This window comes from Flavobacterium sp. 3HN19-14, assembly GCF_051373205.1.
Classification (GTDB): domain Bacteria; phylum Bacteroidota; class Bacteroidia; order Flavobacteriales; family Flavobacteriaceae; genus Flavobacterium.
This window is the reverse complement of sequence record NZ_JBPPZT010000001.1, coordinates 873,635-899,245: the sequence shown is the minus strand read 5'-3', so window position 1 is coordinate 899,245 and position 25,611 is coordinate 873,635. Positions and strand designations below refer to the sequence as shown.

The 25,611-nt window shown below is 41.8% G+C and carries 21 protein-coding genes and 6 pseudogenes; 14 read left to right on the top strand and 13 right to left on the bottom strand.

Annotated features, from left to right (window positions below; translation table 11 throughout):
- Positions 1–14: 14 nt before the first annotated feature.
- Positions 15–822 (bottom strand): annotated as a pseudogene (locus ACSLFW_RS04675) (glycogen/starch synthase).
- A 108-nt stretch (positions 823–930) separates the two neighbouring features.
- Between ACSLFW_RS04675 and panC the strand changes: the two are divergent.
- From panC to ACSLFW_RS04625, 10 genes and pseudogenes are all read left to right on the top strand, one after another.
- Positions 931–1,779: a pantoate--beta-alanine ligase gene (gene panC / locus ACSLFW_RS04670; protein WP_436554832.1), complete on the top strand. Its 849-nt coding sequence runs from the start codon at positions 931–933 to the stop codon at positions 1,777–1,779.
- A 13-nt stretch (positions 1,780–1,792) separates the two neighbouring features.
- Positions 1,793–2,143, top strand: a complete 351-nt coding sequence (panD, locus tag ACSLFW_RS04665) for an aspartate 1-decarboxylase (RefSeq protein WP_436554831.1) — start codon at positions 1,793–1,795, stop codon at positions 2,141–2,143.
- Between the two features lie 4 nt (positions 2,144–2,147).
- Positions 2,148–3,125, top strand: coding sequence for a lysylphosphatidylglycerol synthase transmembrane domain-containing protein (locus tag ACSLFW_RS04660; protein WP_436554830.1), 978 nt, complete (start codon positions 2,148–2,150; stop codon positions 3,123–3,125).
- A 44-nt stretch (positions 3,126–3,169) separates the two neighbouring features.
- Positions 3,170–3,814, top strand: coding sequence for an alpha/beta hydrolase (locus ACSLFW_RS04655; protein ID WP_436554829.1), 645 nt, complete (start codon positions 3,170–3,172; stop codon positions 3,812–3,814).
- Positions 3,781–4,380 (top strand): hypothetical protein, encoded by a 600-nt coding sequence (locus tag ACSLFW_RS04650; RefSeq protein WP_436554828.1) that lies wholly within the window; start codon positions 3,781–3,783, stop codon positions 4,378–4,380. Before ACSLFW_RS04655 ends, ACSLFW_RS04650 begins: the two co-directional genes overlap by 34 nt.
- Before the next feature lies 1 nt (position 4,381).
- Positions 4,382–5,740 carry a DNA repair protein RadA gene (radA, locus tag ACSLFW_RS04645; RefSeq protein WP_436554827.1) on the top strand — a complete coding sequence of 453 codons (1,359 nt, stop codon included), beginning with the start codon at positions 4,382–4,384 and terminating at the stop codon, positions 5,738–5,740.
- Positions 5,741–5,830: 90 nt separating this feature from the next.
- A pseudogene (locus ACSLFW_RS04640) lies at positions 5,831–7,797 on the top strand (transglycosylase domain-containing protein).
- A gap of 59 nt (positions 7,798–7,856) precedes the next feature.
- Positions 7,857–9,477: pseudogene (locus tag ACSLFW_RS04635) on the top strand (DUF4139 domain-containing protein).
- Between the two features lie 89 nt (positions 9,478–9,566).
- Positions 9,567–10,238, top strand: a complete 672-nt coding sequence (locus tag ACSLFW_RS04630; protein ID WP_436554826.1) for a PQQ-dependent sugar dehydrogenase — start codon at positions 9,567–9,569, stop codon at positions 10,236–10,238.
- Entirely contained in the window at positions 10,201–10,941 is a 741-nt protein-coding gene (locus tag ACSLFW_RS04625; protein ID WP_436554825.1) for a T9SS type A sorting domain-containing protein, read from the top strand. Before ACSLFW_RS04630 ends, ACSLFW_RS04625 begins: the two co-directional genes overlap by 38 nt.
- A gap of 79 nt (positions 10,942–11,020) precedes the next feature.
- On the opposite strand, the pseudogene ACSLFW_RS04620 reads toward ACSLFW_RS04625, so the two are convergent.
- Positions 11,021–12,057, bottom strand: a pseudogene (locus ACSLFW_RS04620) (aldo/keto reductase).
- Between the two features lie 130 nt (positions 12,058–12,187).
- Positions 12,188–13,279: a DNA polymerase IV gene (gene dinB / locus ACSLFW_RS04615; protein ID WP_436554824.1), complete on the bottom strand. Its 1,092-nt coding sequence runs from the start codon at positions 13,277–13,279 to the stop codon at positions 12,188–12,190.
- Between the two features lie 83 nt (positions 13,280–13,362).
- On the opposite strand from dinB, the gene ACSLFW_RS04610 reads away from it, so the two are divergent.
- The 4 genes from ACSLFW_RS04610 (at position 13,363) to ACSLFW_RS04595 (ending at position 17,707) form a co-directional block, all read left to right on the top strand.
- Entirely contained in the window at positions 13,363–13,833 is a 471-nt protein-coding gene (locus ACSLFW_RS04610; protein ID WP_436554823.1) for a CYTH domain-containing protein, read from the top strand.
- A 156-nt stretch (positions 13,834–13,989) separates the two neighbouring features.
- A complete protein-coding gene (locus tag ACSLFW_RS04605) occupies positions 13,990–15,939 on the top strand; it encodes a hypothetical protein (RefSeq protein ID WP_436554822.1) in 1,950 nt (649 codons plus the stop codon).
- Positions 15,909–16,703 carry a T9SS type A sorting domain-containing protein gene (locus ACSLFW_RS04600; RefSeq protein WP_436554821.1) on the top strand — a complete coding sequence of 265 codons (795 nt, stop codon included), beginning with the start codon at positions 15,909–15,911 and terminating at the stop codon, positions 16,701–16,703. The genes ACSLFW_RS04605 and ACSLFW_RS04600 overlap by 31 nt, the downstream gene beginning before the upstream one ends.
- A gap of 83 nt (positions 16,704–16,786) precedes the next feature.
- A complete protein-coding gene (locus ACSLFW_RS04595) occupies positions 16,787–17,707 on the top strand; it encodes an alpha/beta hydrolase (RefSeq protein ID WP_436554820.1) in 921 nt (306 codons plus the stop codon).
- 126 nt (positions 17,708–17,833) lie between these two features.
- Here the strand turns inward: ACSLFW_RS04595 and ACSLFW_RS04590 are convergent, their stop codons facing one another.
- From ACSLFW_RS04590 to ACSLFW_RS04545, 10 genes and pseudogenes are all read right to left on the bottom strand, one after another.
- Positions 17,834–18,328, bottom strand: coding sequence for a TolC family protein (locus ACSLFW_RS04590; RefSeq protein ID WP_436554819.1), 495 nt, complete (start codon positions 18,326–18,328; stop codon positions 17,834–17,836).
- Positions 18,231–18,749: a TolC family protein gene (locus tag ACSLFW_RS04585; protein WP_436557371.1), complete on the bottom strand. Its 519-nt coding sequence runs from the start codon at positions 18,747–18,749 to the stop codon at positions 18,231–18,233. Before ACSLFW_RS04585 ends, ACSLFW_RS04590 begins: the two co-directional genes overlap by 98 nt.
- Positions 18,662–19,237 carry a TolC family protein gene (locus ACSLFW_RS04580; protein WP_436554818.1) on the bottom strand — a complete coding sequence of 192 codons (576 nt, stop codon included), beginning with the start codon at positions 19,235–19,237 and terminating at the stop codon, positions 18,662–18,664. Before ACSLFW_RS04580 ends, ACSLFW_RS04585 begins: the two co-directional genes overlap by 88 nt.
- Before the next feature lie 10 nt (positions 19,238–19,247).
- A pseudogene (locus tag ACSLFW_RS04575) lies at positions 19,248–22,403 on the bottom strand (efflux RND transporter permease subunit).
- Between the two features lie 9 nt (positions 22,404–22,412).
- A complete protein-coding gene (locus tag ACSLFW_RS04570) occupies positions 22,413–23,318 on the bottom strand; it encodes an efflux RND transporter periplasmic adaptor subunit (protein WP_436557370.1) in 906 nt (301 codons plus the stop codon).
- A 26-nt stretch (positions 23,319–23,344) separates the two neighbouring features.
- Entirely contained in the window at positions 23,345–23,527 is a 183-nt protein-coding gene (locus ACSLFW_RS04565; RefSeq protein WP_436554817.1) for a hypothetical protein, read from the bottom strand.
- Positions 23,528–23,554: 27 nt separating this feature from the next.
- A complete protein-coding gene (locus ACSLFW_RS04560; protein ID WP_436554816.1) occupies positions 23,555–24,037 on the bottom strand; it encodes a GbsR/MarR family transcriptional regulator in 483 nt (160 codons plus the stop codon).
- Between the two features lie 134 nt (positions 24,038–24,171).
- The gene (locus ACSLFW_RS04555) at positions 24,172–24,555 is read right to left on the bottom strand and encodes a septal ring lytic transglycosylase RlpA family protein (RefSeq protein WP_436554815.1); all 384 of its coding nucleotides are present in this window, start codon (positions 24,553–24,555) and stop codon (positions 24,172–24,174) included.
- A gap of 6 nt (positions 24,556–24,561) precedes the next feature.
- On the bottom strand, positions 24,562–25,038 hold the full coding sequence (locus ACSLFW_RS04550; RefSeq protein ID WP_436554814.1) for a septal ring lytic transglycosylase RlpA family protein: 477 nt from the start codon (positions 25,036–25,038) through the stop codon (positions 24,562–24,564).
- Positions 25,039–25,110: 72 nt separating this feature from the next.
- Positions 25,111–25,532, bottom strand: a pseudogene (locus ACSLFW_RS04545) (hypothetical protein).
- Positions 25,533–25,611: the final 79 nt, after the last annotated feature.

Below are 25,611 nucleotides of genomic sequence, written 5' to 3'. Positions count from 1 at the left end.
ATCATTAAAAATTATTACAGCACCTTTGTTTTATAGAAGTCCGTATACACTTCGGCGAACTTCTCTTTCGGCGTGAAAGGTAAAAAAGGTTTTCCTGATGATTCTATAAATTTTGTTAAACTTGGAGACACGCTTTCAGAGGCGATAATCACAGCGTCAGAGTGCTTTATAGAAGCTTTCATGAGGTTTTCGTAGTTCGGAATTTCGAGGTCAGCAACCGCGTCTTCCGGAACACCGTCGAATTTGACTTTATTGATCATTTCTGCATTTAAAGTCTCATCAAAAGACTGGCTGTAAACAGAAGTTACGATTTTGGTATCGGCAAATAAGGCTTCATTTTTGTAAAAATGCTTCATATAAACCGGAAGCATTCCGGCCAGCCAGCCGTGAACGTGGATGATATCCGGAAACCCAGTTGAGTTTCTTTACGGTTTCGACTACGCCTTTAGCAAAGAAAATCGCGCGTTCGTCATTATCAGGATACAAAGTACCGTCTTCGTCGGCAAAAGTGGCTTTCCTTTTAAAGTAATCGTCATTATCGATGAAGTAAACCTGAATGCGTTCTTTCGGGATCGAAGCTACTTTGATAATCAGCGGCATATCGAGGTCATTGACAACCAGATTCATTCCCGAAAGCCTGATCACCTCGTGCAATTGGTGCCTTCTTTCGTTGATGTTGCCGTATCTAGGCATGAAAATCCTGATCTGTCCGCCCTGATCATTTATCATTTTGGGAACATCGTAGGACATCGAAGAAACTTCATTTTCAGCCAGATAAGGCACTACTTCAGATGATACGAATAATATCCTCTTTTCCTCCATATAGAATTGTACTTTACTTATTGTCAATAAAAAACAGGCAAAAGTACAAAAATTTATGGATTTATTGTCGAATATCTTAAGTTTGCACCTCAATTTAATACGCGCTTAATGCTTATTTTCACAAGACAGGCCGATTTAACAGCACATTTGAAATCTGCAACGACGGCAAAATCAACGATTGGTTTCGTGCCGACGATGGGTGCTTTACATGCCGGGCACTTGTCTTTGATTGCAGAATCGCTGCGAGAGAACGACTTTACCGTGATGAGTATTTTCGTCAATCCGACGCAGTTCAACAATCCGGAAGATTTGAAGAAATACCCGCGAACACTCGAAGCCGACGTTGAAAAGATCAGGACTTTGAGCGAAGATGTCATCATTTATGCACCAACTGTAGAAGATATTTACGAAGGCAATACCGTTTCGCAGCATTTCGATTACGACGGACTCGAAAACCAGATGGAAGGCAAGCACCGTCCCGGGCATTTTGACGGTGTCGGTACGATTGTAAAGCGATTGTTTGAAATAGTAATGCCAACGAATGCGTATTTTGGCGAGAAAGATTTCCAGCAATTGCAGATTGTGAAGAAGCTCGCTTCGAAATATAATTTGCCGGTGAATGTTATCGGAAGACCGATTTTCCGCGAAGCTAACGGACTTGCTATGAGTTCCCGCAACGAAAGATTGTCGGCTTCAGAAAAAGAAAAATCAGCTTTTATCTATAAGACATTGAATGCCGCGAAAGCGTTATTCGAAAATAAATCTGCCGAAGAAGTGAAGCAATGGGTTGAAAATGAATTCCTTTCGCAACCCGATTTCAAACTTGAATATTTCGAAATTGCCGAAGAATCGACCTTATTGCCTGTAATTCAGCAAGAAAAAGACAAAAAATACCGCGCATTTATCGCTGTTTTTGTTAACGAAATCCGATTGATAGATACCATTTCATTAAATTAATTACCTTTGCGCCATGCAAATTCAAGTTGTAAAATCCAAGATTCACCGCGTTAAGGTGACCGGAGCAGATTTAAATTATATTGGCAGCATTACCATTGACGAAGCTTTGATGGAAGCCTCGAATATTATCGAAGGCGAAAAAGTATCAATCGTTAATATCAACAACGGCGAGCGTCTTGAAACTTACGCCATCAAAGGCAACCGCAACAGCGGCGAGATTACGCTCAACGGCCGTGCCGCCAGAAAAGTGCAGAAAGGCGATATCATCATCATCATTTCTTACGGAATCCTCGATTTTGAAGAAGCCAAATCATTCAGGCCATCTTTGGTGTTCCCGAATGAAAACGACAATTCCCTGACGTAAATCCTTGAAAACAAAACTCAAATCTTTTGCCGGCATCTTTATCCCAATTTTGATCGGACTGGGTTTGATGTGGTATTCCTACGATTCGTTTACGCCGCAACAGCTCGACCAGATGAAATCGTATTTCAGGACGGCTGATTATAACTATGTATTACTTTCGTTGGTTTTTGCCGTTGCCGGATATGTTTTACGCGCTTACCGCTGGAAATATACGCTTTCACATATTGGTTGCCAGCCTGATTTCAAGCTGAATTTTTTAGCCGTGAGCATTGGTTATTTCATCAATTTATCGATTCCGCGTTCGGGCGAAGTATCGCGTGCTTTGATTTTAAAGAAGTATCAGGATGTTCCGTTTGATAAGGCTTTCGGAACAATAATCGCAGAGCGCATTGTTGATTTGGTCGTGCTGGTTTTGTTCATTTTAACCGCATTGGTTGTCGAATACCACACGCTGCGCGATTTGCTTTTGTATTACATTCCGGTTGAAAAACTCGCTATTTTAATGGGAATAGGCATTTTTGGATTGATGGTTTCGGCTTACCTTTACTTTTATTCCCAATGGAAACTCATCCTTTTGCTAAAATCGAAAGTTGAAGGCTTGAAAGATGGCGCATTGAGCGTATTGCGAATGCCCGACAAATGGCCATTTTTAATCTACACTTTCCTGATTTGGTTTTCGTATGTATTGATGTTTTATGCAACAACTTTTGCGTTGAAAGAAACAACCTCAATCACTATTGGCAGCGTCTTAGTTGCTTTTGTGATAGGAAGTCTCGTTATCGCTTTTACCAATGGCGGCTTTGGCTTCTTCCCGATTTTAATTGCGAAAATACTGCTTTTATATGGCATTCCTGATGAAGCCGGAAACGCCTTTGGCTGGATTGTCTGGACTTCCCAACTCATCATAACCGTTGTCCTGGGAATTCTCTCCTTTTTAGTTTTGCCGCTTTATTACAAAAAAACAAATAATTCCTTATCTTAGTCAGCTATTTTAATTTCGTTTAAAAATTAAATCTGCTGCAGGTCATGAAAAACATTTACTTATTGCTGCTGTTGCTTGGGGGCTTCACGGCATTTTCACAAAGAGCCAGAGATACGATTACTTCAGTACATCTTAAAGGAGACCGCACTTTTACGGTGTCGCTGCCCCATTCCTATAACAAAGACAAGTCAAAAAAATATCCTTTATTAGTACTTTTAGACGGCGATTATTTGTTCGACGCCTTCAATGGTGCGATGTCCTATGCCAATTATTGGGATGATTTGCCTGAAATGATCATTGTCGGAATTGACCAGAGCGGCACGCGAGAAGACGATTCTACGATGGATGCCGAAGGTCTCCCGGAAGAACAAGGCGCCCATTTTTTCGACTTTATTGCAACAGAACTCATGCCGGCCTTGCAAAAAAAATACCGCGTCGCACCTTTTAAAATCATTGCCGGACACGATGTCACAGCAGGATTTCTCAACTTGTTTTTATACAAAGAAGATCCGCTTTTCGACGCTTATATCGCCATGGCGCCGGAGCTTGAAGATCAAATGATTGAAAGGATTCCGACCAGACTGCAAGCCGTTAAAAAGCCTGTTTTTTATTACCTTTCGGGTGCCGATGGCGATCTGAAAAAAATCTTAAAGACGTGCACGACCTCAACCAGAATATCAGTACGGTAAAAAACAGCAGCCTGTATTATAATTATGACGAATTTAAAGGTGCTACGCATTATTCTGTGGTGTTATTTTCTGTTCCTGATGCATTGTACCATATATTTTCGGCGTATCAGCCCATTTCTACAGAGGAATTCAACACCAAAATCGTCACGCTCCCAAACGATTATGTGGGTTATCTTACCAAAAAATATGACATCATTGAAAAATCTTACGGCATGAAAATGCCAATCAGGCTCACTGATTTCAAAGCTATTGAAGCCGCCATACTGAAAAATAAAGCTTACGCAGAATTTGAAAAGTTGTCTGCCATAGCGAAAAAGAATTATCCGAAAGCAATGTTAGGCAATTATGAGCTCGCTATGTTTTATGAAAAAACAGGCGATACAAAAAAAGCCGCAAAAACCTACATGAGCGCTTATCTTCAAGATGAAATCGGTGATCTGACAAAAGACATGATGCTTGAAAAAGCTGACGAAATGAAAGGCACCGCCGCAAAACCAAAAGAAATTCCTGAAGAAACGCCCGCAGAAACCCCAACCGAAACGCCGACGGAAGAAAAAAAACCTTAAAATGTCAAAAGTAAAGACTACGTTCTTTTGCCAGAATTGTGGTGCGCAATATGCAAAATGGCAGGGACAGTGCAATTCCTGCAAAGAATGGAATACCATCGCAGAGGAAATCATCCAAAAGGAAGAAAAATCAGCATGGAAACCAAGTTCCGCCGAAACAAAAAAAGCGCCGAAACCGCTTCGCATCAACGAGATCGATTCGGCGCAGGAAATGCGGATGGATACTACCGACGGCGAGCTTAACCGCGTGCTTGGCGGCGGCATCGTTCCAGGCTCGTTAACCCTTTTAGGCGGCGAACCCGGCATTGGAAAAAGTACGCTTTTATTGCAGATTTCACTCAAATTACCTTATCGTACCTTATACGTTTCGGGCGAAGAAAGCCAGAAGCAAATCAAGATGCGCTCCGAAAGGATTACGCCCAACGGTGACAATTGTTATATCCTCACGGAAACAAAAACGCAAAATATCTTCCGTCAGGTCGAAGCGATTGATCCTGAAATTATCATTATCGATTCGATACAGACGCTGCATACTGACTATATCGAATCATCTCCGGGAAGCATTTCGCAAATCCGTGAATGTACCGCTGAGCTGATTAAATATGCGAAGGAAACCAACGTTCCTGTTATATTAATTGGGCATATCACGAAAGACGGCAGCATCGCCTGCGAAATCCTCGAGCACATGGTGGATACGGTTTTGCAATTTGAGGGCGACCGAAATCATGTTTACCGAATTCTGCGCGCGTTAAAAAACCGTTTTGGATCTACATCTGAACTCGGGATTTATGAAATGCAGGGTTCAGGTTTAAGGGAAGTTTCAAATCCGTCAGAAATATTGATTTCGCACCGTGAAGAAGAATTATCAGGAACGGCAATTGCGTCAACTTTAGAAGGCATGCGCCCACTCATGATTGAAATCCAGGCACTTGTAAGCACTGCAGTTTACGGAACACCGCAACGCAGCACAACCGGCTACAATGCCAAAAGACTCAATATGATTCTGGCCGTTTTGGAAAAGAGAGCCGGTTTCCGATTAGGAACAAAAGACGTTTTCCTGAATGTTACGGGCGGGATTTCTGTAGACGATCCGGCGATAGATTTGGCCGTTGTCGCAGCAATTTTATCCTCAAATGAAGATATTCCGGTTGGGAAAGATTTTTGTTTTGCTGGAGAAGTCGGTCTTTCGGGAGAAATTCGTCCGGTGAATCGCGTTGATCAGCGCATACAGGAAGCAGAGAAATTAGGCTTTTCGACAATTTTCGTTTCAAAGTACAATAAGATTTCGATTAAAAATTCCATTATAAAAATCCGGCAGGTCACTCGAATCGAAGATGTCGCGGGCGAACTTTTCGGGTAACGTAAAAAAATTTAGCCACGAATTTCACGAAGTTACACAAACCGATTCGTGAAAATTCGTGAAATTCGTGGTTAATAATTCCCCAAATCAATGAGAACCAGAAAACAAAAAATATACTTATCCCTTAAAATTTTCGCAGTCGTTTTGGTGGCTTTGGTCATCGCATTCTTTATTTTCAGGGAATCGCTGCTGCAAACAGCCATTTCGCGTGTTTCGGCTAAGATTGAACGCGATTACGACAGCGATTTTAATATCAAGGAAGCCCATTTTCAGGGACTTTTAGGCGTTGATTTAACTGAAATTTCCCTTGTTCCCAAGGGCGCAGATACCCTTTTCAAAATCCGGAAAATGAAAACGAGCGTCAATTTCTGGCACTTGTTTGTTGGTGATATCCAGCTCGGAACGCTCGACATTCGTGACGGTTATGTACAAATCGTAAAAAACGAAAGAGGAAAAAACTATGAAAATTTCATCCGGAAAGATAGTACGCAAACCACTTCTGCTTCTAATGAAAAACGTGATTACGCCGAATTCGCGTATCGCATCCTCTCAAAAGCACTGAACCTCGTTCCTACCGACATGAGTATTGAGAATCTTTCGTTTTTCATCAATGATTTCGGGAAAAAAGCGCGCGTCGATTTCCAGAAATTACGCCTGGCTGATGAAAATCTTGAGAGTTCAATTAAAGTCCAGACGAATACATTTACGCAGCGCTGGCGCATAGCAGGTTATACCGATCCGCGGGATAAAAAAGCCGATATCCGGTTTTTCAACCTAGATACGGGCGCCATCAGAATGCCTTATATCGATGAACGGTTCAATGTGAAATCGAGTTTTGATTCTGTTCGCCTGAAAATTGACAACATCGATATGGATGGCGACGAACTGCACATCGACGGGTTTTCGTCAATCGCAGACCTGAAAGTCAACCATCCGAAAATCGCAAGCAAAGACGTTATTATCAAAAACGCGCGATTTGATTATCATTTATTGCTCGGCCCTGATTTTGTTTCGGTAGACAGCAGTTCAACGGTGCAATTGAACAAGATAAAATTCCACCCTTACTTGGCTTATAATACAGCAGCCGATACGATCTATTCAATGAAAGTCGATATCCCGAAAATGAAGGCGCAGGATTTTATTTCGTCTCTGCCTGACGGACTTTTCACGCATTTTCAAGGCATGGAAGCTGAAGGAAATTTCAGTTATAACCTCAACTTCATGTTCAACAAGAACAAGCCGAATACTTTGGTTTTTGATAGCAAACTCGACAAGGAAAACCTCAAAATCACGAAATATGGCGAGGCCGACCTGAATAAACTCAACGGTGATTTCGTTTACCACGCGATTGATAAGGGAAAAGTGCAACGCGGCGTACTTGTTGGCCAGGCCAATCCTGATTATACACCTTTGAATCAGATTTCGCCTTATCTGCGAAAAGCCGTTTTGACAACAGAAGACCCGTCATTTTTTACGCACCGCGGCTTCATTAGCGAAGCTTTCAAGCAATCCATCATCAAAAACATCAAGACGAAGAAATTCTCTCGTGGCGCCAGTACCATCAGCATGCAACTCATCAAAAATGTTTTTTTGACGCGTGAAAAGACGCTTTCGCGGAAATTAGAGGAAATCCTGCTCGTTTATATACTTGAAAATAACCGCATCGCCAGTAAGGAAAGGATGCTTGAAGTTTATTTCAACATTATCGAATGGGTCCGAATGTTTACGGAATCGGAGAAGCCAGCCGTTTTTATTTCGGCAAGATGCCGTCGGCACTTTCATTAAATGAATGCATTTACCTGGCGACAATCATTCCGCGCCCGAAAGGATTTATGTACCAGTTTAACGATCAGGGCAGCCTGAAAGGTTACGCCGTAAAGCAGCAGTCGTTCCTTACCAACATCATGATGCGCCGCGGATTATTGGCAGCCGATGACACTTTGTACACAAGGCTTCCGGTGTTTATTTCCGGGCAGGCGAAATCGTATATCAGGATTCGGGAACGCGATACGATTCCGGCTGATTCTTTGCAATTGGAAGAGGAATTTAATTTTTAAATCCAACCTTTTTGTCTTTTCTATGCTCTTTTATGATATAATCCCATAAGAGATACCACATGAAAAGATTCACTTTGTTATTTTTGTTTTTGCCGACATTGTTGTTGGCGCAAAAGCCAATTTTTACAACTGCTAAAGTAAAAGGCGCTACTGTATATTTCAGTGGTGCAGAAATGTCGCAGTCTACTTCGGTAAACCTTCCAAAAGGAACAAGCGAAATTGTAGTAAAAATGTCGCCGATTATTTAAATGAAAATACAATTCAAATTGGCACGAATGCTGAGGTAACAGTACTTTCGGTGCAATTTACGAGTAATTATATCAGCGAATATGATGTCGATGAGAGTTCGCCAGCAATCAAAGTCGTTCGCGATAGTATTTCCTTGATTGACAAGGAAATACAAAAACTCCGAAATGCTGCCAGTTCTGAAGTAAAATCTTTGGAGTTATTGGATAAAAACCAGCAGGTTTCGGGAACCAATACCGGGTTGAACCTTACTGAACTTGCAAAAGTAGTCGAATATTATAAAGTGAAACGTACAGAGCTGAGCAACAATAATGATGCATTGAATGCCAAAATTCTCAGCCTATATGAAGTTCAGGCAAAACTCCGTAATAAACTTGAAATCAAAACCAAAGACGAGGAAAAAACGGCTAAAGGAAAATTGATTCTTCAGGTTATGAATGATGTTGCAGGTGTGGTAAACTTCGATATCAATTACATCACGCCATACGCTTCGTGGAAACCATTCTATGACCTGCGTGCCAATAGCATTCTGGAGCCTATTAATATGATGTACAAAGGCCAGATTTTCCAGACTACGGGAATCGACTGGAAGCAGGTAAAACTCACGCTTTCGAGTGGCAATCCGAATCAGGATAATCAGGCACCGCTACTTAGTTCCTGGTTTCTCAGATACCAACAACAAAACAATTATGATGGCGTTGCTGATACTGCAGATTTTAAAGAAAACACTTTACAGGAAGTCGTCGTTGCAGGTTACGGCAGCCGAAAAGACAAGCAAAAAATTGAAGCCTCATCTGTTACAGATGCAACAACAATTACTGAAAACCAGTTGAATGTATCTTTCGATATCGACATCCTATACGACATTTATTCCAACGGAAAAGCGCATAGCGTAAGCCTGAAAGAAATCAAATTACCGGCTTCCTACAAATATTATGCAGTGCCAAAAGTGGAGAAGAAGCATTTTTACTTGCGGAAATAGGCGACTATTCCCAATATAACTTATTGCAGGGCGAAGCCAATATCATTTTTGAAGGCTTGTATGTCGGCAAAACGTTCATCAATCCGAACCAGACTTCAGACACGCTTAATTTGAGCATGGGAAGGGATAAAAAAATTTCCATCAAGCGCGAAAAAATCGTGGATAAATCGGGAACGAAATTCCTTTCTTCTTACAAAGTACAGCATTTTACATACGAAACCACCGTCCGCAACAATAAAAAAGAAGCAGCGCATTTAATGCTCAAAGACCAGTATCCATTGAGTCCGGACAAAGAAATCGAGATTGAACTGCTGGACAAAGACGGCGCAAAAGTCAACCCCGAAACCGGCATTTTAACCTGGAAACTTGACCTGAAGCCAAACGAGACCAAAAAAATCCGGATCAGCTATAAAGTAAAATATCCAAAAGACAAGACTATCGATAATTTATAAAAACCTTAACCCCGGCTGCACAAGTTGGGGTTTTTTGTTGTCGGAAAAAACACTAACTTTACACTATAAACCTACATAAATATTTAGCTATGAGAAATTTATACTCTTTAATTTTACTGTTATCCTGCTTCTTTTCGTTTGCGCAAACCATCGGAATCCAGCAATTTGCCACCGGGCTTTCCGATGCTGTCGAGCTTGTAAACGCTGGCGATGAAAGATTGTTCGCCGTGCAACAACGCGGCCTTATCAGAATTATCAATACCGATGGAACCATCAAGGCAACGCCCTTTCTGAACCTTTCTGCAATTGTCAACCAGGCGGATAACGAAGGTGGTTTGCTTGGTCTGGCTTTCCACCCGAATTATGCCACCAATGGTTTCTTCTATGTGAATTACACCAATAATTCAGGGAATACCGTTATCGCAAGATATTCTGTAAGCGCCGGAAATGTTGATGTTGCCAATACAACGGCGACGGTTTTGATGACCATCACACAGCCATTTTCAAACCACAATGGAGGTACAATCAAATTTGGTCCCGACGGCTATCTGTATATTGGAATGGGCGATGGAGGAAGCAGCGGCGACCCAAACGGCAATGCGCAGAACAAGAATGTTTTACTGGGAAAAATGCTGCGTATTGATGTTGACAACGGAACGCCTTACGGAATTCCGGCCGACAACCCGTATGTTGGTATAGCCGGGGCAGATGAAATCTGGTCGATTGGCCTCAGGAATCCCTGGAAATTTTCTTTTCGATAATGCCGACAGCAAATTATGGATTGCCGATGTTGGCCAGGAAAATGTAGAGGAAATCAACAAAGTCGATGCCGCAACTGCCGGATTAAATTTCGGATGGAAATGTTATGAAGGCAATGATGTTTTTAGTACGAGTGGTTGTCCGGCTTCGGGCGTGACTTACACTTTTCCATTTGCAACTTATTCCTCTGCGAGCGGAAGCGGTGCGTGTTCTGTAACGGGCGGTTATGTGTATCGCGGCAGCACTTATCCGAATATGGTTGGAAAATATTTCTTCGCTGATTATTGTTCGAATAAAATCGGAATGATCAATGACTCCGGAACTTTGACATTTACGACTGCATTTGCAGGTACAAACTTTGTCACTTTTGGTGTTGATATGAATAATGAATTGTATATTTCGGCTTCCTCGAACGGAAAGATTTACAAAGTTATCGATACTGCATTGGGTGTCGAAAGCTTAAATAAAGGCAGTTTCGCTTTGACTCCGAATCCGGCGAAGGACATCATAAAAATCACCACGACAAATATTGATTTCCCTTTACAAATGCAGATTTTTGACATTACGGGAAAAAGGCTGATGAACCAGCAAATTAAAGCTGATGGTGAAAATGTAAATATCAGCAATTTGCAAAGCGGAATTTATATGGTAAACATCGAAGATAATTCCGGCGTTTCTTCTAACTCGAAATTGGTGATTAATTAGATAATTGGTCAATTAGAAAATGAGATAATTTTCGGGATAATCTTGCAAAAAATTATCTCATTTTCTAATTATCTAATTTTTAAGGTGCCGGATTCGGATACCTTTTATGCACACCATCAATCGCCTTTAAAACTTCTTCTGAAAGCGAAATATTGATGGTTTCAATATTTTCTTTTAGTTGTTCCAATGTTGTGGCGCCAATGATCATGCTGGCTAAAAACGGTTGTGCCAATACAAATCCGAGTGATAATTCGACCAAAGTCAAGCCGTTGCCAATTGCAATTTCATGATACAAATCTGTGGCCTTTCTTGCTTCTTCAGAATTGTATCGTGTGAAATTTTGAAAAAGCGTTAGCCGTGCATCGGCAGGTTTCTGGCCATTCCTGAATTTTCCTGACAAGAGTCCGAAAGCCATTGGAGAATAGGCCAGCAATCCGACATTTTCGCGGTAAACGGTTTCTGTAAGGCCAGCTTCAAAACTGCGATTTAGCAGCGAAAACGGGTTTTGGATAGTAATTGCTTTCGGCAAATGGTGTTTTTTACTTTCATCGAGGAAACGCATCAGTCCCCACGGCGTTTCGTTGGAAACTCCAAACTGGCGGATTTTTCCCTGCTGAACCAAACCCTGCATCGTTTCAAGCACTTCTTTTGTATTGTCTTCCCAGCGGTCTTCCTGGATTTTAAAGCCGAGTTGCCCGAACATATTAGATTTGCGTTGGGCCAGTGCAATTGGTAAATATCGATGTAATCGGTCTGTAAACGCTTCAGGCTTTTCTCGACAGAAAGTACAACCGCAGCAGGATTATATCGAAGATCTTCACGGATATATTCGAGTCCGCGATTAGCGCCCGCAATTTTTGAAGCGAGTACGATTTCATTTCTTTTTCCTGATTTTTTTATCCAGGAACCAATGATTTCTTCTGTTCTCCCATAGGTTTTTTCGCGCGCCGGAACCGGATACATTTCGGCTGTATCGATAAAATTGATGCCTTTTTCAATCGCAAAATCAATTTGAGAATGGCCTTGTTCTTCGGTGTTCTGTTGCCCGAAAGTCATCGTGCCGAGACAAATTTTACTTACTTTGATGTCGGTATCGCTGAGTGTGGTGTATTGCATTTTCGTAGATTGAGGTGCAAAGGTAGTTTCAATTTCTTTAACCGCAAAGGCGCAAAGATTTTCGCAAAGTTCGCAAAGCTTACGAACTTTAAAAAACTTTGCGCCCTCGTATCTTCGTGCCTTCGCGGTTTTAAAAATCAAACTTCAACTGCACCACCACCGTTTTCTTCACTTCCGTATTAAGATTATTGAGTGAAATGCCGAGCAGGCGTACAGAATCTTTCATTCGTTCCTGATATAATAATTCTTTGGCGTTTTCGAGCAGCAGCGATTTATCAGAAATAAAATAAGGCAAAGTCTTGCTGCGTGTCTGCAGCGTAAAATCGCTGTATTTGATTTTTAAGGTGACGGTTTTTCCGGCAATGTTATATCGTTTGAGGCGGCGTTCGAGTTCACCTGCAATCCTGTCGAGCTTTTCCTCCATAAAAACCTCTGAAGTCAGGTTTTCATCAAAAGTATGTTCTGTTGCGACAGATTTTGCGATACGTTCGGGCTTGACTTCGCTGTTGTGAATACCGCGAACGATGTGATAATAGTAAGTACCTGATTTTCCGAAATGCTTTTCAAGGAAATCAAGCGGTTTGTTCTTTAAATCCAGGCCGGTGAAAATGCCAAGCTGGTACATTTTTTCGGTGGTGACTTTTCCGACGCCGTAAAATTTCCGGATGGGTAATTCCTCTAAAAAAGGAATCACTTCATCAGGATTGACGGTTTTCTGCCCGTTTGGCTTGTTGAAATCTGATGCAATTTTGGCTACGAATTTATTGACGGAAATTCCGGCAGAAGCGGTCAATCCGGTTTCTTCAAGAATGCGTTTACGGATTTCCTTCGCAATCAAAGTCGCACTCGGATTGCCTTTTTTATTCTGTGTGACATCGAGATAAGCCTCATCAAGCGAAAGCGGTTCGACCAGATCGGTATATTCAAAAAAAATATTGCGGATTTTCTGGGAAATTTCTTTGTAGCGCTCGAATCTCGGTTTTACGAAAATCAAATCCGAACAGTTTTTTTTAGCCAGATAGCCGCTGATGGCGCTTCGAACGCCGAATTTCCTTGCTTCATAACTTGCTGCCGAAACGACGCCTCGGTTTTCGCCGCCGCCAACTGCCACAGGTTTTCCACGCAGTTCGGGATTATCAAGCTGTTCTACAGAAGCGTAAAATGCATCCATATCGACGTGGATGATTTTGCGCTGGCGAACCGGTTCTGGTGTTTCCTCCACAATTTTGACTTTGCTTTTCTTCTGTAAAAATACAAATTGACGTTCATAATTTGAGTAACTTTAGCACAAATAAACTTTATGAAATGATTGAAATTGAACGCAAATTTCTTGTGAATTCTGATGCTTTTAAAGCCCAGGCATCCGCCAAAAACCATATCGCACAAGGTTATCTGAATGCTGATCCGGAACGTACAGTCCGCGTCCGCATTAAAGGCGAAATGGGTTTCCTGACCGTTAAAGGCAAAGGCAGCGAAAGCGGCACAACACGTTTTGAATGGGAAACGGAACTTTCGCTAATGGAAGCGAAACCGTTACTTGCGCTATGTGAGAAAGGTACAATTAATAAAATGAGGTATGAAGTAGAAGCCGGCAACCATATTTATGAAATTGATGAATTTTTTGGTGACAACGAAGGACTCATTATCGCCGAAATAGAACTTCGTTCTGAAGATGAAATGTTCGACAAACCCGACTGGGTTGGAAAGGAAGTGACTGGCGATCAGCGCTATTACAATGCCTATCTTAGTAAAAGACCTTATAAAGAGTGGAAATAATCTTTGTAAACGTAATATTAGCAATTTTATAACCTGCAAAACATAAATTATTCATAAAAAAGCTGGTTTATAAACGTTAAAGATTCAATTGTTTAATATAAAAACGATTAAAAATCATATATTCGCTACCTATTTAATAATCCTTATCTATTTAATATGAAAAAAATTACTTTATTAATGCTGATGCTTGGGTTCACTTCCTTCGTATCGGCGCAATGTCTAACCCTTTTCGAGGATAACACTCAGTGGCCTACCGCTACCTACACACCCACTAATTGTGACGGTATAACTGCCAACGGTCTTGCCTTTAACTGTTATGCCGGTGAGTACTCTAAGGTGAATGTTACCTCTGGAGAAACGTATGTATTTACCAGTTCTGTTGCTACTGATTATATCACTATTAGTGACGAAAATGGAGAAAATGCAATTGCTTTCGGAGAAAATGCTTATGTAATGTGGGTTGCCGATTTCACAGGTGTAATCAGATTCTGGACACACCTTTCATCAAACTGCGATGGAGATACTGCAAACAGATACAGATATGTTACCTGCGGCACGCCGCCAACTTGTTTGCCTGTTAGCGGGCTTACGCTTGATGAGGTAACATTAAACACGGCAGCTATTTCATGGACTGAGTCTATGTCTGCTCCTACCGGTGGATATGACTATTTCTTTTCTCAAGGCGAAGTAGCATCTGCTGATATTACAGATCCTACTGCAACTTTAGCTGCCGGAACAACAACCATTTCTTTTGACAGTTTAACTGACAGTACAATTTACAGCTTTTATGTAAGAGCAAATTGTGGCGGTGGTGATACAAGTGCATGGGCAGGTGGTACATTCAACACATTAGTTCCTCCGCCAGATTGTACTACTGCTGTTGTGATTCCTGAATGTGGTACAGAAGTTACTGCAGATATTTTGCCTGGTGACGGAGCATGGAATCCTTTTTCATGTTTTTATGACACACCCGGAACAGAAAGACTTTTCTCTTACACACCTCCTGTAACAGGAGAATATTCTCTTACCATTACTGCCGCAACTGGCGGTTACATTGATTATTTCTACAAAGAAGCATCGGGTACTTGTGATGAGACAGGATGGAACTGTATTGATGACAATAACGGACAGGGTACTGACCTGATTGGTAACTTAGAAGCTGGTACTGAGTACTGGTTTTTGCTTGACAGCGAAGGTGATACTGCAAGATCGGCTACTTTCATGATTGCTTGTGCGCCAACTTGTACTAATGGTGTTGCCAATTATGTACGTACAGCAGATTGCTCTAACGGAAATGAGCAATTCTCAGTTGACGTAAACCTTACTGATATGGGAACTGCTGTTTCTTACACTGTATCTGATGACCAGGGAAGTGCTACACAACCATTAACCGCTATCGGAACAGTTACTTTCGGCCGATATGCAATTGGTACTTCAGTAATTTTCACAATTGCAAATGATGACGACGCGACTTGCGTTATAACAAGCCCTGCGCAAACTGTAGCTAACTGTCCTCCAACGAACGATACTTGTGCGACAGCTTTCGACCTTACAAATGAAACATCACCGATCAACGGAACTACAGTAGATTCGATGAACGATAATACAGAAGTTTGCAACAATTCCGGAAATACGGTTGCTAACAATTACGGAGACGTTTACTATTCTATCTCTGTTCCTAGCGGTTCTACTTTAACTATGGGAACAACTGTAGCTTCTTATGATACTGCAAACGTTGTTTTCTATGGCGATTGTGACAACAGGACACAAATTGCTTGTTTTGATGACCCTAACTACACTTCTGTAGTATGGAGCAATGACACAGGATCTGACCAAACTGTTTACTGGGTTCAGGATGGATGGTCTGGCACAGGAACTTTCACATTAGCATGGTCTGTTATCGCTTGTACAAATGCTACGGCAACTTATGCTGTTGTATCTGGTTGTGGTGATGGCAACGAACAATTTAATGTTGATGTAACAATTTCTGACCTTGGATCTGCAACTGAATTATTAGTTAGTGACAGACCAGGGAAGTGCTACACAGACTACTTCTGCTACAGGAACACTTACTTTTGGTCAGTTACGCAAACAATACGCCTGTAATTATTACGATAGCCAATTCGGCTGATTCAGATTGTACGCTTACAAGTCCGGTTCAGAATCAGGTTGCTTGTCCGCCTGCAAATGATTCATGTGATGCACCTATAGCCGTAACTGCTGCCGGCGATTTTGAAACAGCTGCTATAGTTGCTTCCAATGTTGGTGCAACACATGTTGATCCGTCAATTATTCCTGCTCCATCTTGTGCTGCAAATGGTTTCCCTGCAAACGGAAAAGATGTTTGGTTCAGCGTAGTGGTTCCTGAATCAGGAACATTAACTTTGGAAACAGGCAATGATGATGGTACCATGACTGACACAGGTCTTGAGGTTTTCAGCGGTACTTGTGATGCATTAACAGTTATAGGTTGTAACGATGATATCCAGATTTTCGTTGACAGCTTCTCAAGAGTGGCATTAACAGGTTTAACACCTGGAGATACTTTACTTGCAAGAGTTTACGGATACAATACGGCAGTAGGATCTTTCAGATTCGGTGCTTATGACGCTTCATTATTAGGTGTTTCATCATTTGATGGTGCTACCTTCAAAGCTTATCCAAACCCTGTTACTAATGTATTGAACCTTTCTTACTCGAAAAATATTTCTAACGTAGAAATTTTCAATATTCTTGGTCAGCAAATGACAACTAAAACCATCAACGCTAATCAGGCGCAGGTTGACATGTCTATGCTTGCAGCCGGAACTTATTTAGTAAAAGTAACTTCTGACAATCAGGTTAAAACAATCAAAGTTGTAAAACAATAATATTGTAACACACTTGATTTATATCATAAAGCCTCCGGTCATTATCGGAGGCTTTTTTATTGTGAATTGCTTATATTAGCACTATGAATATTAAAAATAAATTCCTGGTTTTATCCCTTTTACTTTTTGTGTCTGCCAATGCGCAGAAAATGCAAACCATCACTTATTTTCAAAATGACACTTTAAAACTCGACCTCGATTTATTTCTTCCTGAAAAAACTCCAAACACAAAATTACCATTGCTGTTGTATGTTCATGGCGGAGGATTTTCAATCGGCGAAAGACAATCCGAACATTCAATTTGTAAATACCTTGCACAAAACGGCTACGCAACGGCAACAATCACTTATACTTTGTATATGAAAGATAAGAAATTCAGTTGCGACGGCGTTTTACCTGAAAAAGTAAAGGCTTTCCAATATGCTGTTAACGATTTGTGGCTGGCGACTTCATTCTTCATCCGCAACAGCGAAAAATACAACATTGATACTTCAAAAATCTTCATTTCAGGATCAAGTGCCGGGGGTGAAACCGTTTTGCAAGCAGCTTATTGGGATTTCAATTTGATGAATATGTATGGCACGCAATTGCCAAAAGATTTCAAATATGCCGGAATCGTTTCAGGTTCAGGCGCGATAATGGATTTAAACCTCATCACAAAAGACAACCTCATTCCGATGATGTTCTTCCACGGCAATGGCGATTCCACTGTCCCTTACGGAACTGCAGCGCATCATTATTGCAAAACGAATGCAAGCGGCTGGCTGATGTTGTTCGGCTCTTATTCAATTTTCAATTATGTGAAAGCACTCGATGGAACAACCGCGCTTTACACCTATTGCGGTGGTGGCCACGAATACAGCGGTGCACTATTCGAAAAAGACCAGCAAATCATGCTTGGGTTTTTAAACGATGTATTGGCGAAGAAAAAATTCCAAACCCATGTAATGATTCCAACCGGGAAAAAGAATGAAAAATCTGCGGTTTATGGGTTCTGCGATTAAATCAAAACCACCGAACGAAATCATCCGGTGGTTTCACATAAAAAATCTAAAAGCCATAATAATGTCACTCCTTTAGAGTTCACAGTGTTGTTTATTTAATGACTGAACACTGATTACCGAACACTACTATTGCCAGCCTCCGCCAAGTGCTTTGTACAGCATTATAATCGCATTGTACTGCCTGAATTTATTATCAATTAAATCCAATTGTGTACTCAATGCCTGGTCTTTCGCGGTCAGAACTTCATAATAATTTACCAGTCCATAATTCAGCAATTCATCAGAATAGCCGGCTGCTTTCTGCAAAGCGTCGACTTGTTTTACCCTGATATCAAGTTTCGTGGTTTCGTTATTATAATCCTGAAGCGCATCCGAAACTTCCTTTCCTGCATTTAATAAAGATTGCTGGAATTGCAGATATGCTTTCTGCTGATTCGATTGTGCCACCTCATAACGCGTCCTGATTTGGCGCTTATTGAAAATCGGTTGTGCCAATCCGGTTACGATGTTGGCAAATAATGAATTAGCGCTGAACCACTGGTCGATATCCGTACTTTGAAAACCGCCAGTCGCATTGATCGTCAATGTCGGGTAAAACTGGCTTCTCGCGACATTCGTCAATTCGAAGTAATTGATCAGGTTGTATTCGGCAGCGATTACATCCGGAACGTTTTCGCAAAGCCAGCGCCGGAACGCCCAATTTAATCACAGCAGTAACTGACTGAGTATCGAATGAACTGCGATTCACTTGCTTTGGTGCTTCGCCTAATAAAATATTGAACGTATTTTCGAGCAGGACGATATTGCTTTTTAAATCTTCGCGGATAAGTTGCGTGGTGTATAATTGTGCTTCGGTTTGCTTTACGCCTACTTCATTCACATTTCCGGCATCTTTTAGCGATTTGATGACATCGACACTCTTTTCACGATTTCCCAAAGTCGAATCAACAACTTTCAGCTGTGCATCCAAAGCCAATAATTGGAAATAAGTCGAAGCAATATTGGCAACCAATTGTGTCTGAACCGCCTGTTGGGCAGCGATAGTCTGCAGATAAGAAGCATTCGTCGCGCGTTTATTGCTGCGGATTTTCCCCAGATATCGGCTTCCCAGGAAACTGTCCCGGTCAATTGAAATTGGTCGATACTTCTGTCGCCCGTCAAAGCACCAAGCTGGTTATTTTTGGAAAGTTGCTGGTGTGTCCAATCGGCGCCGGCATTTACACTTGGCAAATAGCCAGCTTTTCCTTGTTTCATATTGGCTTCCGCAGCATTGATATTCTGAATTGCAATGCGGATATCGAGGTTATTCTGCAATCCGGTTTTGATATAACCCTGCAAAATCGGATCGGTGAACAATTTATCCCATGACAAATCTGCCATCGAAGTGCTGTCTGCATCAGACAAATTTGTACGGTAAAGATTGTCCGTCTTCACATCTGGCCTCGTGTAATCTTTGGCAGAAAAACACGCCTGCACTATCACGGCAATTACCGCCAATACTGCAATTTTATATAATGATTTGTTTTTCATGATGTTGTTTTTAGTGAATTTCTTCTTCTGATGAAGTGTTGATTACAGGAATTGGTTTTCCCGTAATTTTCTCCTGTAAATGCTGGAACACGACGAACAATACCGGAATCACGAATACCCCGAAAACGGTTCCAATGAGCATTCCGCCCACAGCGCCCATTCCAATAGAACGGTTCCCGACGGCTCCGACGCCACTTGCAAAAGCCAATGGCACCAATCCGAAAATAAAGGCAAAAGACGTCATTAAAATCGGACGCAAACGCGCACGTGCACCGTCAATTGCGGCTTCGTATAATGTCATGCCTTCGCGTCTTCTTTGCAGGGCAAATTCGACGATAAGGATAGCATTTTTCGCCAATAATCCAATCAACATGATTAAGGCAACCTGGAAATAAATGTTGTTTTCGAGTCCGGCCATTTTTACGAAACCAATCGCGCCGGCAATTCCGACAGGAAGCGACAGGATTACCGATAACGGCACGAGATAACTTTCATATTGCGCGCTCAAAAGGAAGTACACGAAAATCAAACTGAGTAAAAACACCCCGATTGCCTGATTTCCCGAAAGGATTTCCTCACGTGACATTCCGGAGAATTCGTAGCCGTACGTTTTCGGCAAATGCTGCGCGGCAACTTCCTGAATTGCTTTGATGGCGTCTCCGGAACTGAATCCCGGTTTCGCTTTTCCATTAATATTCACCGATTTCAATAAGTTGAAACGACTCACGGCTTCCGGCCATAAACGCGTTTGATATCAACGAATTGACTGATGGCAACCATTTCTCCTGCAGCATTCTTAATATAAATCGAGTTCAGGGATTCCGGTGTGGCACGTGCTTCAGCTTTTGCCTGCACCATGACGCGATATTGCTTTCCAAATCTGTTGAAATCGGTCGTGTACAATCCACCGTAATAACCTTGTAGAGTGTTGAAAATATCACTTACGGAAATGCCGGCATTCTTCGTTTTTTCCACATTAATATCCAATTGATATTGCGGGAAAGTCGGATTGAAATTCGTCATCGCATACTGGATTTCCGGGCGTTTGTTGAGCGCCTGAAGGAATTCTCCCGTCACCTGACTTACTTTCAGCCAGCTGTCGTCGCCTTTGTCCTGTAATTTAAATTCGAATCCATCAGCAGTTCCAAAACCCTGGACGCTCGGCGGCGTAAAGAAAATCATTTTGGCATCTTTAAAATGGGCAGTCCTCCCGAAAAGCTCGCCGACGACGGCATCTACTTTTTGGTTGGCTTCTTTTCTTTGGTTCCAAGGTTTTAATTTAATAACAGAGAACGCATAAGAACCTCCGTTTACGCCATTCAGCAAACTAAATCCGACGATATTCATTCGCGCCTCGACAATATCCATCGAAGCCAGAATTTTATCAAATTCATCAACGGATTTTTTGGTCTGTTCCAAAGTCGTTCCCGGCGGCATGGTCAAATCGGCCATGATGATGCCGCGGTCTTCATTCGGGATAAATCCGGCCGGCGTGGTTTTGAAAAGCAATCCCGCGATGCCGACAAATACCAGAAGTATTATGACCGTTATCCATTTTCTTTTCACCAGAAATTGAAGGGAACGCGTATATTTTGTGGTCAATCTGTCAAATGAAGTGTTGAAAGCGGTATAAAAACGTTGTTTTAGTCCTTTTTTATGTTCTTCTGTCGGGTCGTGAGGTTTGAGGAAAAGCGCACATAACGCCGGACTCAATGTCAAAGCGTTGATGGCAGAAATCAAAATCGCAATCGCTAGTGTGATGGCAAATTGCTGGTAAAACACACCCGAAGGCCGTTTCAGGAAAGATACCGGGATAAATACTGCCGCCATAACGAGCGTTATCGAAACAATCGCGCCGGTAATCTCACTCATCGCAGATTCTGTCGCAATTTTAGCAGATTTTGCGCCCTTGTCAAGCTTTGCGTGGACGGCCTCGACGACAACAATCGCATCATCGACTACGATCCCAATGGCGAGAATCATAGCGAAAAGTGTTAACATATTAATCGAAAATCCGAAAATCTGCAGGAAGAAGAACGTACCGATAATCGCAACCGGCACGGCAATTGCCGGAATCAGCGTCGAACGTAAATCCTGTAAAAAAATAAAAACAACCAGGAATACAAGTAAAAATGCCTCGACCAAAGTACGTACAACTTTTTCAATCGATGCATCAAGAAATGTTTTGGTATTAAACGGAATGATATAATCGACACCTTTGGGAAAGTCGGTTTTGCATCGCTCAGGATTCCCATGATTTCGGTTACGATATCCTGTGCATTCGAGCCTGAAGTCTGGAAAACCCCGACTACAACACCATCTTTTCCCATTGCGATGTTTTTGGTGCCGTAGTTGAAACCGCCCAATTCTACCGTTGCGACGTCTTTTAAACGAAGATAATTCCCGTTTCCTAAAGCCTTGATGATGATATTTTCATATTCTGAAGGCTGAGACAAACGACCTTTATATTTGATGGCATATTCGTAAATTCCTTTGGCATTCTCGCCGAATTTCCCGGGCGCAGCTTCAAGATTTTGCTCGCGCAAAGCATTCTGGACATCAGCCGGAACGATTTTATAACTCGCCATTTTCGCAGGATCTATCCAGATTCTCATCGAATAATCACGCGCGCCGAATACATTGACCTGACCAACGCCTTTTACACGCTGGAGTTTTGGCACCAAATTGATTTTGGCGTAATTCTGCATGAAATTCTCATCATAATCTTTATTCTTCGAATACAAAGCAAAAAACATCAATGCCGAGGTCTGGCTTTTTAAAGTCGTCACGCCGGTTTGGATAACGGCTTGCGGCAATTTGCTCGTCGCACGCGAAACGCGGTTCTGCACGTTTACCGCAGCGATATCGGGATTGACGCCCAATTCAAAAAACACACTGATTTTCGCGGTTCCGTCGTTGGCGGCAGATGAAGTCATGTAAGTCATTCCTTCGACACCATTAATTTCTTCTTCGAGCGGCACGACAACGCTGTTGAGTACCGTTTCGGCATTGGCCCGGTATATGTCGCGTTGACCTGAACGGTTGGCGGTGCGATTTCCGGGTATTGTTCAACCGGAAGCGACGTGAGCCCCAAAATTCCCAAAATGACGATGAGAATAGAGATTACCGTCGATAAAACCGGCCTGTTTATAAACATTTTGATCATGATTGCTTCTTATTTGGATTGGGTTTGTGTGGTATCTTTTGCAGTCGCTGAAACTTCCTGCGGAACGATTTGCGTGCCGTCTTGTAATTTTGAAGCGCCTTCGCTTACAAAAAGTTCGCCTTCTTCTAGTCCTTTGGTGACGATGAAATTCAGTTCTGAAGTTCCGCCTGTTTCGATGATGCGGCTTTCGACTTTATTATCTTTTCCGACTACGTAAATGATTTGTTTACCTTGCATTTCAAAAACGGCGTTTTGCGGAACGAGTACAACATTTTTCTGGATTACAGGCAAACGAACGGTTCCGCTGCTGCCGCTTCTTAAAAGGCCTTGCGGATTGGCAAATTGTGCACGGAAATCAGTGCTTCCGGTTTGCGGATTCATAATACCGTTAATGGTTTCGATTTTTCCTTTTTGGTCGTAAACGGAACCATCAACCAAAACCAATTCTACAGGCGGCACGACTTTTAGTTTTTCAGCAGTCGTCGCGCCTTTGAAAGTTCTGTTGAAATTGAGCAGTTCTTTTTCGTTCAAAGAAAAGTAAGCGCGCATATTTTTAGTGTCTGAAACTGTTGTCAAAGGTTCTGCAGATGCAGCGCTGACAAGACTTCCGGCTTTAAATGGCAAACTTCCGACAACGCCGTCAACCGGACTCGTAATCGTTCCGAAATTGATGGTCGCATTGATGCCGTTGTAGACACTTTTCGCCTGGGCGAGTTTCGCTTTGGCAGTTTCCAATTGAACCACGCTGATGATTTTGCGGTCAACCAACGGCTGTAACCTGTCGACTTCGACCTGTGCGGCCTGGACGGCAGCTTTTGCACCTGAAGCGTCCTGGTTTTGCGTGTTGGTTTCAAGCTTGAAAAGCAGTTGCCCTTTCCTGACAACCTGGCCTTCGTCGACGAAAATCTTCTGGATATAACCGTCGACTTTCGGGCGTATTTCTACATTCTGCTGGCCTTCAAGATTGGCGGCATAACCTGGTATGTAGTGGCGTCCTGGCGCACGACTTTTAGTACCGGAAATGGCATCGGCCCGGACGGCGCAGCTGCCTGCTCTTCTTTCTTCCCGCAGGAAAAAATGACAAGAGCAATGAGTGTGGCGAATAATGATTGTTTGATGTGCATATTATTGGATTTTAATTGGGTTTGTGGTTATTTGTTTTTTTCTATTTCCTTGAATTTACTGATGGTTTTGAGCAGTAATTGTTCTACTTCGAGTATGTGTGACTTATAGGCCTTTGTATTTTCAAGACTGCATTTTTCAGCCGGACAGGAAGCCGTTTTTTCACGGTAGGACAGCATCATTTCGATGATTTTCTTCTCAAATTCGAGCGTTTGCAGATAATTGTCGAGTCGTTCACTGAGTGGCGCTGCTTTAAAATATTTCTTGCGATCTCCGGAAATATTGTAATAGTTGATTTTTCCGAGTTTTAGCAAAAGATTGAGGTTGGTGGAGACAGAACTCTTGCTGGCATCGAGTCTTTCCACCAAAGATTCAAACGTGATTCCGGTATTGCAACTGTCTAAAATAAGGATGCCGAGAATCCTCGCACCCAATGGCGGCAGGTTATACAGTTTTTCGAAATGAATCACGAACATTTCAATCAACGCATCTTTTTCCTTCTGGGTATCCATAATAGCGAATTATGATTCAAAGGTAAATCTTAGTTCGGTGAGTGCCGAACCAGCCGGATTAAAGTTTTGTTAATTTAAAGAAAACGATTTCGACAGAAGAATTGCCGCGAAGTCACGAAATATGGTTGGGGAAGTTACTTAATGATTTCGATATTGACTTTTAAAGTACCGTGGTTTTTGTTGTCGGTAATTTCCATAAAAGCGCGTTTGGTGATGTCGAGTTCGCGGCTTTTCTTTTGCGGGCCGCGATCGTTGACTTTTACAATAACCGATTTATTATTGGCGACATTAGTTACCTTCAATTTTGTACCGAAAGCTAAAGTCCTGTGAGCGGCAGTGAGGTTGCTGTTATTGAATTTTTCTCCGCTTGAAGTTTTATTGCCGTTGAATTTATCCGCATAGTAAGAAACTTCTGCATCCTTTTTATAGGTTTTGCCCGAAACATTTTTGGTCGAAGAACAGCTCGCCAAAAGGCTGAAAAAAGCAATCAATGCTATAAATCCCGATACTTTTTTCATAAATTTTTATTTAACAACTTCAATTTTGACTTTCAACGAACCTCCATATTTTGAAGAAGCGATTTCCATAAATGCCTTTTTGGTAAGGTCGATTTCGCGTCCTTTGGTAAACGGGCCACGGTCGGTAACTTCAACGATTACTGATTTTCCGTTGGCTTCATTGGTGACTTTTAGTTTTGTCCCGAAAGGAAATTTTTTATGGGCTGCCGTATACTTATTGTTATCGAAACGTTTTCCGCTGGCGGTACGCCTTCCATTAAGTTTATCAGCATAATAAGAAGCATGTGCTTCTTTTTTATAGAGCTTCCAGGCATAATTGGCTGTATCTTTTAGCGCCGATTTCTTTAATGTATCCTGAAGTTTTTTCTCCTGCTCAGGTTTTTGAAAAGGCATTGATTCGTAAGAAAAACTACTAAAAAAGATAGCCGAAATGACCGACAACAGTATCAATGTGGTTTTATATTTCATGATAAATTTTTTCATTTTGGAAGTATCGGTTGAACAAATACCATACCCAAGTATAAGAAAATTCTGCTTTTACAGACTTTTCGGGTATCAGAACCATAGTTTCCACGGAATCCTGCTCAATATCAGCAATAATCCCAAACCGTAAAATATAAGGAAAGTCTTGAATTTTGATGCTGAAGTCTGTAATCTTTTGTGTTTCGACCAGCCGATTGTGATTAATGTAAGCGCCATCAAATTAACCAGCGGATGCTCTAAAGAAGTCAGTCGTGCGGTAGCATCATGCATTTCGCCGAGCAAAGCTTTTCCGAGGGGCGAAACGAAATATAACACCAATCCGACCAGTAATTGTATGTGGGAAGCGATTAATCCAAACAGTGCGATTTTGCGGTCTTTTGAGGTAAATTCTTTTTTCCGGTGAATCCGATTAATGCGTTAACTACCGCGAATAGCAATAATGCGAGTGCAATATAAGCCCAACCGGAATGGAATTTTTGTATAAATGCGTACATACTTTTAGTTTTTAGAATTTCAAATATAAGCAAAAACAATAAAAAAAGCCTCACAAATCAGTGAGGCCTTTGGTGTATT

Excerpts from the sequence above, each read along its gene's own strand:
- panC (WP_436554832.1), top strand. The coding sequence starts at position 931 with ATGCTTATTTTCACAAGACAGGCCGATTTAACAGCACATTTGAAATCT.
- panD (WP_436554831.1), top strand. The coding sequence starts at position 1,793 with ATGCAAATTCAAGTTGTAAAATCCAAGATTCACCGCGTTAAGGTGACC.
- ACSLFW_RS04655 (WP_436554829.1), top strand. The coding sequence starts at position 3,170 with ATGAAAAACATTTACTTATTGCTGCTGTTGCTTGGGGGCTTCACGGCA.
- radA (WP_436554827.1), top strand. The coding sequence starts at position 4,382 with ATGTCAAAAGTAAAGACTACGTTCTTTTGCCAGAATTGTGGTGCGCAA.
- ACSLFW_RS04630 (WP_436554826.1), top strand. The coding sequence starts at position 9,567 with ATGAGAAATTTATACTCTTTAATTTTACTGTTATCCTGCTTCTTTTCG.
- ACSLFW_RS04610 (WP_436554823.1), top strand. The coding sequence starts at position 13,363 with ATGATTGAAATTGAACGCAAATTTCTTGTGAATTCTGATGCTTTTAAA.
- ACSLFW_RS04605 (WP_436554822.1), top strand. The coding sequence starts at position 13,990 with ATGAAAAAAATTACTTTATTAATGCTGATGCTTGGGTTCACTTCCTTC.
- ACSLFW_RS04595 (WP_436554820.1), top strand. The coding sequence starts at position 16,787 with ATGAATATTAAAAATAAATTCCTGGTTTTATCCCTTTTACTTTTTGTG.
- ACSLFW_RS04580 (WP_436554818.1), bottom strand. The coding sequence starts at position 19,237 with ATGAAAAACAAATCATTATATAAAATTGCAGTATTGGCGGTAATTGCC.
- ACSLFW_RS04565 (WP_436554817.1), bottom strand. The coding sequence starts at position 23,527 with ATGCACATCAAACAATCATTATTCGCCACACTCATTGCTCTTGTCATT.
- ACSLFW_RS04560 (WP_436554816.1), bottom strand. The coding sequence starts at position 24,037 with ATGGATACCCAGAAGGAAAAAGATGCGTTGATTGAAATGTTCGTGATT.
- ACSLFW_RS04555 (WP_436554815.1), bottom strand. The coding sequence starts at position 24,555 with ATGAAAAAAGTATCGGGATTTATAGCATTGATTGCTTTTTTCAGCCTT.
- ACSLFW_RS04550 (WP_436554814.1), bottom strand. The coding sequence starts at position 25,038 with ATGAAAAAATTTATCATGAAATATAAAACCACATTGATACTGTTGTCG.